This window comes from Variovorax sp. Varisp36, from assembly GCF_047304235.1.
Taxonomy (GTDB): Bacteria; Pseudomonadota; Gammaproteobacteria; order Burkholderiales; family Burkholderiaceae_C; genus Variovorax.
The window spans coordinates 44,424-59,523 of record NZ_JBGLYU010000015.1; the positions used below are offsets into that span (position 1 = coordinate 44,424).

Annotated in this window: 1 protein-coding gene; it reads right to left on the bottom strand. The window is 63.5% G+C overall.

The window, feature by feature from the left end; translation table 11 throughout:
* Positions 1–6 precede the first annotated feature (6 nt).
* Complete coding sequence (locus tag ACCD11_RS11630) at positions 7–15,015, bottom strand: LysM peptidoglycan-binding domain-containing protein (RefSeq protein ID WP_413313961.1); 15,009 nt, start codon at positions 15,013–15,015, stop codon at positions 7–9.
* Positions 15,016–15,100 lie beyond the last annotated feature (85 nt).

Consider the following 15,100-nt stretch of genomic DNA (forward strand, 5'->3'; position numbering starts at 1 on the left):
GTTCACCTACTTATTAGATTTAGCTCTATTCTCTCCGCTCGTGAGAATAGCCAAATTCTTGTAGCTGTTACTCCCCGGAGACACGCTGGGATCTGCAGGACGACGAGGAGTCTTGTGGTCGAACTGTGCGGCATTGACTGGTGTTGTCACTCCAGATTGGCTTTTTAGACTCCTGTCGACCAACTTACCGCTCCCATCAGAGCGTAGTAACCCATCGTTGATGATCCTATTTTGTTCTTCGGCTTTTAGCTTTTGCGCCGCTGTAAAGGGCTTTCCTGATCCAACCTTTGGCCCGTCCTTCAAGAGAGATCCATAGTCAATAGGCCCCTTCCAAGGCGGGAGCTGTGGTCCGATCAACTCTGGTGACGGTCCGACAAGTTCGGGATTGGGTTGAACATTGGCGCCGATTGCCACAGCTCCAACTCGGTTCTTCCGCCCCGCCATGCCCACGACGTTGCCGAGCCCGTTGCCGATGCCTTGCCCGATCCCGCGCCCAACTGCCAATCCCACATCCGCATGCGCCCCTGCCGCACTGGCAACGCCAGCCATCTCATCGAAGATCCCTCGATTCGTGTTGCCAGCTGCAATGTCCAACTGCGCCCCCTTGGTCCACAGCCCGTTGTAGAAGCTGTCACGCGTGAAGTTGGAGCCCTGGATCGCTTTGTACTCCGCAGCGAACCCCTTCCACTGCGCCGCACTGAAGTCCGAAGCCTGTTGGTTCGAGTAACCCACCAACTGCATCTCTCGCGAGGGATAGTTCGACAGCCTTCTTGCCTCATTCGGCGAGTCGTTGCCTAGCGGCTCCCAATGTCCCACAGCAAAGGAGCCGTTGATCATTGCAGGGTTGACCCATCGGTCCGGGAAAGGCGCCAATGGTGTGCCGGCTGCACGACCTTCGTTGCCCATCACTCCGCTGCTGTATGCCGTGGCGTCTTGCGCAGCAAGAGCTTGACCACGCGCCAGGTTTTCAGCGCGCATCAAAACGACTTCAGCATCCGTAAAGGCAGGTGACTCATCAGCCACCCCGTTGATTTGCACTCGGTATGTGCCATCCGGCTGGCGCAGCGACTCGACCGATCCAGGATTGATGCCCCCGCTTCCGGCGTCCGTCATCACGCCCGTGCGCAGCACTCTCGATGAATCGGCGTACTGGGTACCCGGTTGACTTGTGCCGCCAGCAGCTTGACTAAAGGCCCCCACCACTTGCTGGTAATTCGCATACCGCTGGTCCCAAGCTCCTTGGCTCTGCGAAATGAAGTCGCCCAGACGGTCTTCTTGCTGTCCCCCGCTGTTGCCACCGCTCTGTCCGTTGGCCGCAGCCAGCGAGTCACCGATCACATTGCCAAAGGCGTCGGCGGCCAACGTTGCAGCACTCACCTTGCCGCCGCGCAGCGTCTGCCCCACCACGCTGCCCCCGATGCCCGACACCAGGCTCATGCCCAGGTTGAAATTGGTGGTTGCTCCAAGCGGTAGATTGGCGATGTTGGCCTGCTGGCCCGGGTAGTAGTCCATGGCTGCATTCAGCCCCTGGGCCACCCCCGCACTCAGCGCACTGGCCGCCACGCTCTTCCAGTTGAACTTGTTCTGAAGGCCAGTGACCACCGCGATGCCTTGCGACGCGGCATTGGCAATGGCTCCGCGCACGATGGCATTGCCCACCACGTTGCCCGTGAAATCCACCCCGGAAAGCCCCGCCGTCACGCCGCCTCCGATGGCCGCAAGCCCCACCTGCTTCCAGCTGAAACTGTCCTGCGCTCCAATGGCAATGCCCACAGCCTGGCTGGCAATCGAGCCCACCGCTCCGGCAGCTGCATAGCCCGCGACGCTCTCTGCGCCGATGTACACCCCCGTGTAGTAAGCCACCACGACCGCGACCACGGCCATGATGACCTGTCCAAGCCCGCCGCACCCACCGCCTTGGCTCTGCGGCATGGCCGTCATCGTCGCCGAGTCATTGGCGATCTTGCTCGGGTCGTAGGGCTTGAAGGAGTTGACGTTGTTCGCGCCGCTGGTCGCCGCTGGAATGCGCAGCACCTGACCCGCACGCAGGTCCGCATTGCTGCTCAGCCCGTTGGCATCCGCGATCAGGTACCACAGGCTCGAGTCCCCGTAGGCACCCTTGGCAATGGTCTGCAGCGTGTCGTTCACGCCCACCGAGTAGCTGCCCGGCGTGCCGGCAGGGTAGTTGCCGTTGATCGGCTGATACCCGAAGCTGAAATCGCTCTGAGCGGTGAAGATCGGCCCGTTCTGCGCCAGCGGTGTGCCGTCGAAGCGGTTGTCCGTCAGCAGGCCATAGCGCCCGAGGACTTCACCGTTGACCACCATCTGGCGCTGCGCGTTCACGCGCTTGTCCGGGGTCCCTTCGTAGGCGTAGTAGGCATACAGCGCGTTGCCGTTGGCGTCGCTCACGTAGTTGTGGGTGCGCAGGTCCAGCTGGTTGACCTGGCCGGCGTCGCCGGTGGACTTCAGGTGTCCGTTGGCGTCGTAGTTGTAGGCCAGGATGCCTTGGGACAGGATCTGAGTGGTGCCGGCGCGCGCGGTCACGCTGAAACTCGAGCCGGTGCGATAGCCCTCGGCGCGCTCCACGGTGACGGCGGTGTTCGTGAAAGTGCCGTTGAGCGTGTCAGCCACCAGGTACGAGGTCGCGTTGCCCACGGCGTCATAGGTGTAGTCGACCACGCTCGCGGCGGCCATGTACTCGACCGTGCTCTGGTGGGTCAGACGGCCGTTCGCGTCATACTGGCTGCTCCGACCCTGCAGGGCGTCGGTGCCATTGACGGCGCGGTACTGGCGGTGTAGGTTGACGTAGTCCACACCCAGCCCATCGGGCATGGACTGGATGACGCGGCTTGCGCCGTCATAGCCACGCGTCTCCACCCGCGCGCCGTCGCGCCAGGTGGTGGTCAGGCGGTTGAGATTGTCGTAGTCGTACGTCTCCACCACATTGCCGCCCACGGCCGTCCACTGGCCGTTCTGCTGGATGATGCGCACACCGGCGTGCTCATCGCGCTTGCGGTTGCCGTTCTTGTCGTAGCTAAGGCGGTGGCCGTCTGCGCCCAGCACGCTGCCGTCGCCGGTGGCGGAATCCACGAGCGTCTGGCGGTTCATCTGGTCGTAGGCGAAGTAGCGGTCGCTCTCTTCGGCTTGCTCGATCTGTCCCACCAGGCTGCTCACGCCGCTGTAGTTCAGCTTGGTGTGGATGTGCGTGCGGTTACCGACCTTGTCGTAGTCGATGGAGATGTACGCGTTGGTGTCGGCCACCCAGCGCAGGCGACCGAGGGCGTCATACGCCATCTGGTTGTCCTGGTAGGCGACGCCTCCTTGCGTGGTGGTCTCACGGACGTGACGGCCTGCCAGATCGTAGGCATAGGTAGTGACCTTGCCCACGCCCGCGTCGTCGATACGCAGGAGCTGGCCGGCCCTGTCGTACGAGTACTTGAGGTTCTGGCCCCGAGAGTTGGTCTGCTGCGTGAGCTGCCGCGCATTGTCGTAGGTGTAGCTGTAGCTTGCCCCGCCGATGTCGACGTGACCCGTGAGCTGCCCGAAGTAGTTGTAGCTCCAGGTGGCCAGCGCGCCGTTGGCGTCGTATTCGCCGACCTTGCGGTTCATCGAATCGAAAGCAGCGCGCGTCACCTGCCCCAGAGGCTGGGTGGTGCTGATGACGTTGCCGCGCAGGTCGTAGGCATAGCGCAGGATTTCGCCCGCGCCATTCATCTGGGTGAGTTTGCGTCCCGCTTGATCCCACGTATTCGCCTCGATGATCGCCGTCGTCGAGGTCACCGATGGGCCGAACGGGCTTGCCCATCCCCAGATGTCGGCGGCCATGTGCGTGGTCGTCAACAGCCGGCCCAGGTTGTCGTAGGTAAAGCTCGTCGAGCGCCCCTCGGCGTCCACCGTGCCCACCTTGTCGCCGAAGACGTTGTAGTTGTTGTTGATCACACCGCCGTCGGCGTGCACTTCCTGAATCAGGTTGCCGCGCGCGTCGTAGACCTGGCCTTGCACATTGCCATTGGCATCCTTGACCGCCACCTGGCGGCCGAGCTTGTCGTAGAACAGCTGAGTGGTCGCGGCACCCGCTGTATCTTGGGCGCCGTTGGCGTCGGGTTGCTTCTGCTCGACGAGCTGATTGTTGGCGTTGTAGCGGTAGGTGGTGACCCAGGCGGCCGAGCGAGGGTCGCTGATCGAGACTACGTTGCCCCAGCGGTCCACGTTCTGGTTGACCGCCGGGCGCGTGGTGGTGCTCGCGCCCTGGATCGTTGGCGTCTGAGTTGCCGCCGCACTATCGGTGTTGTTTTCACTGGCTGCGGCGCTGCCGGCTCCGGTGGTGTTCTGCGAGGCGAACAGCGGCGGAATGGCCGGCGTCCAGTACCCCGGCGTGTAAGGCGGCGTGGTGTCCTGGACCGAGATCGGCGTGGTCCCGACCTGCACTTGGTAGGAGTAGGGCACATAGTTGTAGCGCCACTCGTACACCGGCTGATATCCCGTGATGACGGGACGCTGCACCGGCACCTGCACTGGAACGGTTGTCGGCTGCCAGCCGACAACCGTCCAGACGTTGTCGTAGACCACGCGGTATTGCGTCTGATAGACCGTCTCGTACTGGATGTTGCCCCAGGCGTCGCGCACATAGATGGGGTTGTTCGACTCGTCGTAGCCGGAAATCATGGGGCCGCCCTGGACAGCGACTTGATAGGCCTCCACCCGTGGCACTTGTACCCATCCCCACACGGGCACTTGCTGCGTCTGGTACTGCGTCTCGTAGACGGTCTCGTAGATGATGTTGCCGCCTTCGTCCCTCGCGTAGATCGGGGTGGAGCCCACCTGGACCTGATAGGGAATCACGTTGACGCCCGAGCGCGTCTCCATGATGGGGGTGCGGGTGTTGTCCAGGATCCCCGTGGCCTGAGCAACCGATTGCGTGGTGCCCAGGGAGGTGTAGGTCGCCAGGATCTGGAACTCATAGCGTCCCGCTGGCAGGCTGGTGACATCGACGTTTTGCGTGCCAAGCGGCTGGCTTGACTCGTCGCTGCCGGCAACACCCTGAATAGGCAGTGTGCTCCAGGCACTGTTGCTGCCTTGGACACGGTACCGGAACGTGACCGCGTTGCCTGCGCCGTCCGAGGCGACGTAGGGCCACTGGATCTTTGTCAGCGGGGTGCCGATGGGATTGTTGGACTCGTCGACTCCACCGGTACCAACGATCTGGACAGAGACCCCGGTGATTACAGGCAGGTTGACCGGCGGGACCCACTGAGGAAGCACCCAGCCCGTCGAACTGATCGGGCCCGTGGCGTGCGCATACGGCACGCCTTCGCCCGAACGGGTCCACAGCAACTCGTACTCGTAGTTGCCTGCGGCGATGGCCGACAGGTCGATCCCGTCGCGGCCGTTGCCGCGGTCGGAGACTGCCACCGTGGTCCAGGCACCGTTGCCGCCTGCGGCGCGGAAGCGGAACGTCTGCTCCACCGAGGCGCCTGGCGAGGGCCAGGTGAACAGCCCGCCCGTGTACAGGCTCGTCTGGTAGAAGCCCATGGGCACGCTGATCGTGGCCAGGGGAGGGGAGGTCAGCACCACCGTGCCGCGAGCGGTCACCGTCGCGACGCCCGCACTGGTCGTCTGGGTGACGCGGTACTCGTAGTTGCCCGGCGGCAAAGCGCTGGCGTTGTAGCGCAGCATGTCGCCGAAATTGACCATTGGCGCGTCGCTCCAGCCGGTCTCGCCGGTGCTGCCTGCGGCGCGGATCTGCAAGCGCATCGAACTGGACGGATCGGTCGGTGCGTCGATGTCGATCACCTGACCGCTGTAGCCCACCGTGCCGTCGGCGATCACGGGCTGCCAGTTGCCGTAGGTGTCCTTCTTGTAGATCGTGATCTTGGTGACTCGCCCGACGCCGCCATTCGCATCGTTCGCGGCGTCGTCCCAGCGCATCGTGAGGCTGTTGGTGTTCTCCGCCAGGTTGGTGACGATCTGCGTGCGGCTGCGCGGCTGGCCCGCGACCATTTGTGGCGGCGGCAAAGGCTGACCGTTCTCATCGGTCATGACGGGATTGCCGTTGGCGTCCAGCGGGACGGGCGTGACGGAGTACGGCTTTGTCGTGTACTCCATGACGACCTTGATGTCGCCGCTGCCGAGATTGCGCAGCGCCGACCAGGCCAGATTCACGACGTTCGTTCCAACGCTGCCGTTGGCCATGCCGCTTTCGTCGCGGGTGGGTGCGCTGGATCCGGCAATCGTGCCTTGGGTGAACAGACGGCTGACCTGCGCGCCACCGGTGGCGTCGCTGCGCTGCGGCGCGATGGTCGACGCCAGGTGACCCAGCAGGTCATAGACCATGTCGGTGCGGCGCAGATCGGCTGCCGCCACGGCGTCAGGCGTCGAGTAGCTGTTGAGCAGGTTGACATCGCCAGCTGTGCTGCCGTAGCTGGTGATGTTGGCCGTCTGGTTGCCTACGAGGTCGTACAAAGCGACCTTGTCGACCCCGTCGCCCGAGTTGGTGCGCCAGATGTGCCCGGCGTTGTCGTAGTTGAAATACTCCTGGCGCCCGCCGTTGACGCCCTTGCGGGTGACCTCGCCGAAGCCGTTGTATTCAAGCGCCGTGTCCACCAACCCAGCTTGGGCTTGCGTGACGGTCGTGACAGTGCCGCCGCTGACCTGACTGCGGGAGGCCGGGTCAATGACGTGCGTCTGCTGGCCCAACTTGTCGTACTGGTACGCCCGGAACAGCGTGCTCGAGGCGTTGTTTCCGTCGGTCACCAACTGCCATTCCTTGGCAATGTTGCCGCGCGCGTCGTACGAGCTGTAGTGGCTGTAGCCCGCAGCGTCTGTGCTCTGTGTGGCATGCCCAAGCTTGTCGTACTGCGTGTAGGTCACGCGGTCGGCATTGATTGCGGCATTGTTGTCGCCCCCTGTGTACCAAACTGCCGCACCGGCTGCGGTGTAGAGGACCAGGTTGCCATCGCCCTGCATGACCAGGCTGGCGCCACCCTTGGTAGCGGTCCCGGAGGACCAGATGGTTCCGCTCGGCCCGCTCAGAACCAGGTTGCCATCGGTTTGGAAAGTGAAACTGGTGGCAACCCTTCCGGAGGTCTGCGAATTCCAGACCGCCTGGTTGTTGTCGTGGCGATCGTAGACCACCAGGTTGCCGTCGGTCTGAAGCGTGAAGTTGTAGCGGCCGTCGGGCGAATAGATGCTCTGTCCTGGCGTCAGACTCTGACCTGGGGCCAGCGTCGTGGCGCCAACCGATGCATATGCGTCTGCGGAGGCGCTTGACTTGTAGACGTGCGTCTCGGTCTTGACGACGACGTTCCCATACGCATCACGCTGAAATCTCGTGCCGGCCACGAGGTTGCCGTTGGAGGTGGACGGCGAGACCGTCGCGCTCACTCGTCCGAGCGCGTCGTAGTAGCTGTAAGTGGCTCCGCCGTTCGCATCGGTGGTGCGCGTGAGGTTGCCGACCGCGTCGTACGCGTAGCTGGTCACCAGGTCCGCCCGTGAGGTGGTGCCGTTGCTGCTTGCGCTGTACTCCACATTGGCACGCGTCTCGCTGAGCTTCTGGCCCATGCGGTCGTACGCGTAGCTGGTCTTGCGGTCGTTGAGCACATCCGCGGTGGTTGTGGGCGGCGTCGCAGGCGCGCTGGCGGCGTTCCAGTTTGCGACCGCATTGGCGAACTCGGTGTGGACGCTGACCTTGCCGAAGGAATCAAAGGACTGGGTGGTCAGATAGCCCAGCGCGTCGACGCTGGCGATCTGCTGCCCGTTGAGGTTGTAGTAGTTGTTTGTGTAGATCCAGGTGTTCTGGGTCGCGTTCTTGAGCAGGCCGACGCGGGTGAGGTCGCCGAAGGCGTTGTACGTGTTGACCGTGGTGCGACCAGCACTGGCGTACTGCGACCCTGCCGGGGCGGAGGAGTCGTAGGTGTAGGTCTGAGGCTCAACGACCTTGGTCGCCCGCCCGGCACGGTCATAGGTCGTCGTGATCTTGCGGTCGGGGCCATGGTCGATGCCAGCCGCGTTCACTGCGGTGGTGACCTGTGTCGCAGTCAGGCTCGCTGGTGAACTGTCGGCCAGGGTGGTGGCGTTGGCGAAGCGCGTCAGCTCGATGACTTGCCCCCAGGTGTTGTAGACGTACCCGGTGACGAAGCCCAGCGCGTCGACGTCGTACTTGACGCGGCCCAGCACATCGTACGTCTTGTAGCTATAGCTGCCAGCCACGTCGCGGTTCGTGATGGCGTTGCCGAACACGTCGTATGTCGTGCGTGTCTCCAGCGTCGTAGCCACTTCGGTGCGCGAAGCAAGGCCGCCCGCGCCGTTCGTGGCGAGCGAATCGCCGGCGGGGCTGTACACGTTGACCGTCGGGAAAACCGTACGGACCTGATGTCCCACCGCGTCGTACTCATAGCTGGTGACGCGCTGCTCGGGGCGCCCCACAGCTTCTGTGCGCGACTTGAGGTTGCCCAGTGCGTCGTAAGTCAACTGGGTGATGACGCCCACGGTGGCGGAGTTCGCGGCATCGACGACCAGGTTGCCGTTGGCGTCCAGCTTGACCGCCGTCACTTCGACGGCTGGCGCGGTCTCCGTGGTCATATGACCCGCCGCGTCGTACACGTACGACCACACCGAGCTCTTCTTGTTGGTGAAGGTGACCTTCTGGCCCAGGCCGTTGTAGGTGTAGCTCTCGGTGTAGCCGAGTGCGTCGGTGGTGCTCAGCAGACGACCTGCGGCGTCATAGCTGAAGCTGGTGGTTCGGTCCGAAGTGGCTTGCGGCACGATGGCCGCAGCCACGGCGGCGGTCGTGCTGGCCGTGGCCGCCGGGATGGCATACCAGTAGTTGACCGTCTGGGTGATGCGATCGACGCCGTCGTAGACGTTCTTGCTCACGAAGCCCATCGGGTCGACGGTATAGACCAGGCGGCTGGCACTGTCGTACGTGCGTTTGACCGTGCGATCGTTGGCCGTATCGAGCGCGAGTAGTGCCTTGAGTGTGGCGTAGCTGGCGGTCCAGTTGTTCTGCAGCGTCGTCAGAACGATCGGCTTGGCATAGCTTGTCGTCTTGATCGCGTTGCCCGCGGCGTCGTAGAAGGTCTCCACCATCGCGCCTGTGGCGTCGACGTTCAGGATGAGGCGATTGGCGGCGTCGTAGGCAGCACGCGTGACGCGATCGCCGCCCGCGTAGTCGTAGACGCGCGCAGTTCTGGCCTGCGCGTCGGTCAGCTTGCTGGTCGTCGTAGGCACGGCCACCGGCTTCGAGTACGCATAGCGCGTGGTGACGTTGCCGTTCTTGTCGTAGACCGTCTCGGTTAGCGTGCCGAGTGCGTCCGTGACGAATGTTTGGCGGTTTGCCGTGTCGTAAACCGAGTCCGTGATCCGGTCGCCTGCAGTTGTAGTAACCGTCGTGAGCGACGCCGCGCCGGTGATGGCCGTCGCGTACTGAATGGTCTTCAGTACATTGCCGTTCTTGTCGTAGACCAACTGCGTGACCGCGCCGACGCCATCGGCGCGCCAGGTCAGGCGATTGGCACGGTCATAGACGAAGCGTTCGCGCACGCCGGTCGCCACTTGAACCACCGCTGCCGTGGTGGTGGTCGTGTAGCGGCTGGCAACTTCGGCCTGTTCCACCTGGAAGCCCGAGACGCGGAAGGCGCGAGCGTCATTCCCCGTGTACTTGACTACGCCAAAATATGCATTCGCAGCCGGTGGCGCCACGCCAGTCACGGACACACGATAGCGCCCGCCCCCGAGGTCCTGGACCACGTATTTCAGCGGATTGGTTGCACCCGAGAACAACGCCAGCCCGAAAGAATTCGTGGCTGTGCTAACACTGGCACTGCCGAAGGAGGGCGGCAAACCGTCTTCCATTTCCACGATCACCGACAGCGTGTAGCTCAATCCTGAGATCGGCGCTGGAGTCAGTGACTTGTAGGCGTAGGTGCTAACGCTCGGGTCCTTGTCAAGCCTGATGGCACCCGCCAGCCCGGTCATTGTCGCCGTCGTTACAGCGCCGCCCTTGGCTTGCAGATCGGTCACGCCATTTGCGAACTCGCTCTGCGTCAGGAGGTTGGTGCCTGCTTGCTGAGGATTGGTCGCCAGCAGAACGGCCGCGGCAAGAGCGCTGGCGGTGGCTGCGGTCGCGACAGGGACCGGGGTCGCGTACGCAAGGTGCTCGACGACATTGCCGTTGGCATCATAGATATTGCGCGTAACGGCGCCCGTGCCGTCGATCGTGTAAATGGCCCGATTGAGCTGGTCGTACACCGTGCGCAGGCGTAGATCTCTCGTGGCATCGGCCGTGGGGGCGGGCACGCTGCCCACTGTCCAGCTCGCAAGCGTGATCCTGTTGGCGTAGGCCGTGCGGTCAATGACGTTGCCATTGCCGTCATAGACGAACTTGACGACCTCGCCCAAGCCGTTCACCGTCGCGACGATGCGCCCGTTCTTGTCGAGAACACGGTATTCGATCGCATCCTTGGCCGTGTTGACGATCGCGGCGACCTTGGCTTCGATCTGTGCGACCGTCGGCGCTGCTCCGAGCCCGGTGACGTCTATGGGGGCTGCGTAGCCGACGGTCTGGATGACGCGCCCCTCGGCGTCATACTTGGTCCGTTGCAGGTTGCCTAGCGGGTCCAGCGTGAAGATCAGTTGATCTTCTGCGTCATACGCGTAGCGCGTGACTTGTAGATTGGGATCCGTGCGACTCGTGACATTGCCATTCTTGTCGTACGCATAGGCCGTCGTCAGGTTCAAGCCGGCGGGGTCCACGCGCGTCTGCGTGCGGCGACCGAGCTTGTCGTAGACGTACTGGGTCGTCACGCCGTTCGGATCGATGACGGTGAGGGTGTTGCCCACACCGTCATAGGTGTACTGCGTGAGAAGGTTAAGCCCTGCGGGGTCGACCGCACGGCTGAGGACCTGACCCTTGAGGTCGTAGGTGATGCGCGTGACGACACCGTTGGGGTCCGTCACCGTGTATTGCTGGCCCTTGGGGTCGTACGCGTACGTGGTGATCAGATTCAACCCGGTCGCGTCGACGGTGCGCGTGAGCACTCGGCTGGCGGCGTCATACCCCAGCGTGACAACCGTGCCATTGGCGTCCTTGGTGGTCGCTAGGCGACCGGCACGGTCGTAGGTGTTTGCGGTGGTCGTCAGCGCCGTCACCGCGGTGAGCTGATTGCCGTTCTTGTCGTACGTGTAGGTAGTGGTGTTGCCGTTGCCATCCACCACGCTCTGGGTCTGGCCCAGCCGGGTGTACACGGTAGTGACCGTGATGTTCTCGGGCGTCTTCACCGCCACGCTGCGCAGTGTCTGGTTGTAGGTGAAGGTGGTGACCTGGTTGAGCGCGTCGGTCTGCGTCATCACGCGCCCGAATGCGTCATAGGTGCTGGAGCGCACAGCAGCGAGCGCGTCGGTCGTGCTGACGGTACGCCCGAGCCGGTCGAAGCTTTGCTGGCGCACGTTGCCATTGGCGTCGGTGCTGCTCTTGACGCGTCCAAACGCGTCGTAGACGGCGCTCGTGATCGCGTTGATTCCAGAGGCATCGGAGACCGTGCCGGTGACCAGCCCGCGGCGGTCCACCGTCATCGACTGAACCAATTGCTGTCCGCTGCCCAGGGCTTGCGTACGGCCCGTCAGTTCGCCGAAGGCGTTATAGCTCGACTGGGTGACGTTGCCGAGGGCGTCCGCGGCGCTCGCGACCTGACCGGCCAGCTTGTAGCTGAAGGTCTGTGTGGTGTCGAGCGTGGTGTTCTTGATGCCGGTGACGGCCGTGGTCAAGGCCAGGGTGACGAGCCCGCCGCTCAGGTCCGTCAGGCTGGCCAGCCGGGTGCCATAGCGTGTAGTTGAATCGAGCTGGCCGAGCGCGTTGTAGTGCTGCTCCGTGACCTCGCCCAGGGCGTTGATCGTGTGGGTGAGCCGGCTGTCCTTGTCATAGAAGTACAGCGTTCTGTTCCCGTACGCATCCGTCGTGCTGACGCGGCGGCCGGCCGCGTCGTAGGCGTGGGTGAGGCCGTACTGCGACCAGATCGCGTCAATTTGTGCTTGCGTCTGCCCGGCCACCAGCAATGCGCCGCCTTCGGCCGTCAGCTCGCCCGTGAGCCGTCCCTGCAGGTCGTAGCGCGCATTGACTGTTTGCACTTCGGCCGTGCCCACGGCATTCGTCGTCTTCACGAGGTTGCCGACGTTGTCGTACTCGTATTGGAAGACGGTGCCTTCGTAGTTCGTGCGCTGGGTGACGCGGTTGAGCTTGTCGTAGACGCTGGCGGTTGTGCGTACGCCGCCAGCCGTGGCCGGCCGCAGGGTCGCCACGGTGGTGGCCGTCGTCATCTGTGACAGCAACGTGGCGTTGACCTGCGTGGCGTAGCGAGTGGACGTCGTGACGTTGCCGTTGGCGTCGTACACGAATTCCGTCATGTAGCCTTCGGCGTCGATCTGCGCCAGCACGCGGCCCTGATCGTCATACAACCAACGCGAGGTCTGATCCTGCGCGTTGCTGCCCGGAATCAGCTGCGCGATGCTTCCGTTTGCACGCAAGGATGCCGTCGTCGCGGTCGCGTAGGCAATCTGGGTGATCAGGCGCCCCTTGCCGTCGTAGCGCGATTCGGTGAGATAGCCTTCTGCGTCCAGCGTGCCCAGCAGCAGGCCATCGTTGTCGTAAAAGCGCCGCGTGACCCGGTCCTTGTTGGCGTCCGCAGTAGGTGTCGTGTTCTCGAGCGCAGGCGCGCTGGTCAGCGCACCTGTGGCGATGACCTGATCGTACTGTGTCGTGCCAGTCAGACGGGATGCCCCGTCGTAGCGCAGATCCGTGACGGCGCCAGCGGCATCGACGGTTCGTACCAGGCGTCCGGCGCTGTCGTAGATGCGCCAGGACTTTTGGTCGGCGGTAGTGCTTGCCGGGCGGATGTTGTTCAGGTTGCTCGCCGGCACCGAACTCGGGTCTGAGTAGTAGTTGCTGACAGCGGTCGCGTTGGCGGCCGTCGCATAAACGATCTTCTGCGTAAGTTGGTTGTTCCTGTCGTAGAAGTACTCGGTGACGCGGTTCGTTCCGTCAATCTCTGCGACCAAGCGACCGGCGAGGTCATACACGCGGCCTGTCACAACGCCAGTTGCATCGATTTGCTGGATCAAGCGACCGGCGTCGTCATAAGTGTTGGAGGCCGTGCCGAGGTTGGTCGACTGCGCCGAGCTCTGCGTGATGCTGGTCAGGCGCCCGTTCTTGTCGTAGGCGCTAGTTGTAATCAGCCCGTTGGCGAGCGTGACGACGGTCTTGTTGTTCGCGTCGTCATAGCTCGTGAGGGTGGTCTGCCCTAGCGCGTTTTGGCTCGAGAGCTGGCGACCTTTGCCGTCGTAGGTGAACTGGGTCGTGCCATTGGTGGCGCTGATGCTGCTCAGCAGCAGGCCTGCGCGGTCGTAGACATACTGGGTGATCGATTGGGTGGCGTCGGCCACGCCGTTGCCGCTGACGTCGACCGTGCCGAACACCGTCACCTTCTGCACCTGGCCGCGCGCGTCGTAGACCGTGTCGGTGCGGCTGGCCTGTGTGCGGTCCTGGGTGCCGCTCCAGGTGACCAGTTGCGCCTCTGTCGGCACGGCGGTCGTGGTCAGGGCAGAAACGTCGTATTTGCCGCCGGCATACTGCAAGGCCGACGTGCGCTGGCCGTAGCTGTCGTAGCGATACTCGGTGACTCGGCCTTCTGCGCTTACGACAAAACGCAACTGGTTCTTGCCCGCGGCGTCGTAAATGTAGCGCGTCGTCAGCGGTTGAGTGGGCGGCGCGGCGCCTGCACCGTCGGGATCGGGTGTCAGGTAGACCGTCTCGGTCAGCAGCTGATTGCGCGCGTCGAACGTCCGGGTGATCGTGTTGCCCGCGGCGTCGCGCTGCAGCGTCTGGTTGCCGTATGCGTCGTACTGCATCGTCACCGTGAAACCTTGGGGATCGGTGACGGAGGTGATGTTGCCGGCGGCGTCGTAGCTGAACAGCGTCGTCTGCGAGACGCCACCCACTGTGGGCGCCTGGATCTGCGTGAGTTGGCCCGCGGCGTCGTAGGTGTAGACCGTTTGAAGACCCATGGGGTCGATCACGGTCGTTGCACGGTTGGTGGTGTCGTACGAATAGAGCGTGGTCCGCCCGTCACCGGTCTTGACGCTGGAGACGCGGTAGTCAGCGCCGACCAGTGTGTACTTGAAAGCCAGGCTGGTGCCGTCGCTTTGCGTGACGGATGCCACGCGCTTGCTTGTGCCGTCGTAGGTGTAAGTCGTGACGTAGGTCTTTTCATCCGCCACGACGTTATCGTCCGGCGTGAGGTCCACGGTTACGCTCGTCAGCCGATTGGACGCGTCGTAGGCGTAACGCACCCGGGTGAGGACGACGTTGCCGGTTGCCTCGGTGCGGATCTGCGTGAGGTTGGTTCCGGTGTAGTCGAAGTAGGTGGTCTCGCCGTTGGCGTCGGCGATCTTCTGCAGGGTGCCGTTGGCGTTGTAGGTATAGCTGAGCGTGTTGCCGGCAGGATCCTTGGCCGTCAGCAGGCGCCCAAGGGACGTCGACTCGTAGCTCTCCTGCAAGCCGGTGTCGCCGTCGGTCCAGTTCAAGCGCTGGGCAGTGGCGTCATAGGCGATCGTGTCGAACGCCCCCGCGCCCGCGGAGCTGACGTAAAGACTTCGCGCTGCGTCCCAGGTGTAGGTTGCCGCGGCGCCATCTCGGTCCACGCGCACCAGCGTGCTGCTCGCGGCGCCCAGCGTGCCGCTGAGCAGTTTGACGCTCTGACCGTAGGCGCCAACCACCCAGTTGTCGCCGTTATCGTCGTTGAGCAGCCCCTGGCTGTTGTAGGTCCGCGCGGCGCTGATGTCCAGGCCGCGCCCGACTAGCTTGTCGTCGAAGTCCTGCAGGACCAGGTTGCCGTTCGTAAGGTTGACGAACGCCTGCTCGCCGTTGCGCCCTTGGCCGGCTGCACCTTGCGTGCCGCGCTGCCCAAGGGTTGCCAAAGACGTCAAACTCAGGCCGAGACTGTTGCCGCTGACGATCGCTACCATTTTTATACCCGTGTCTTGGATGGATCCACTCCGCGCGCATTCGGCCTGCCTTGCGCCCGCTGCCTGGCAGATCGGATGCAATATC

Excerpts from the sequence above, each read along its gene's own strand:
- ACCD11_RS11630 (WP_413313961.1), bottom strand. The coding sequence starts at position 15,015 with ATGGTAGCGATCGTCAGCGGCAACAGTCTCGGCCTGAGTTTGACGTCT.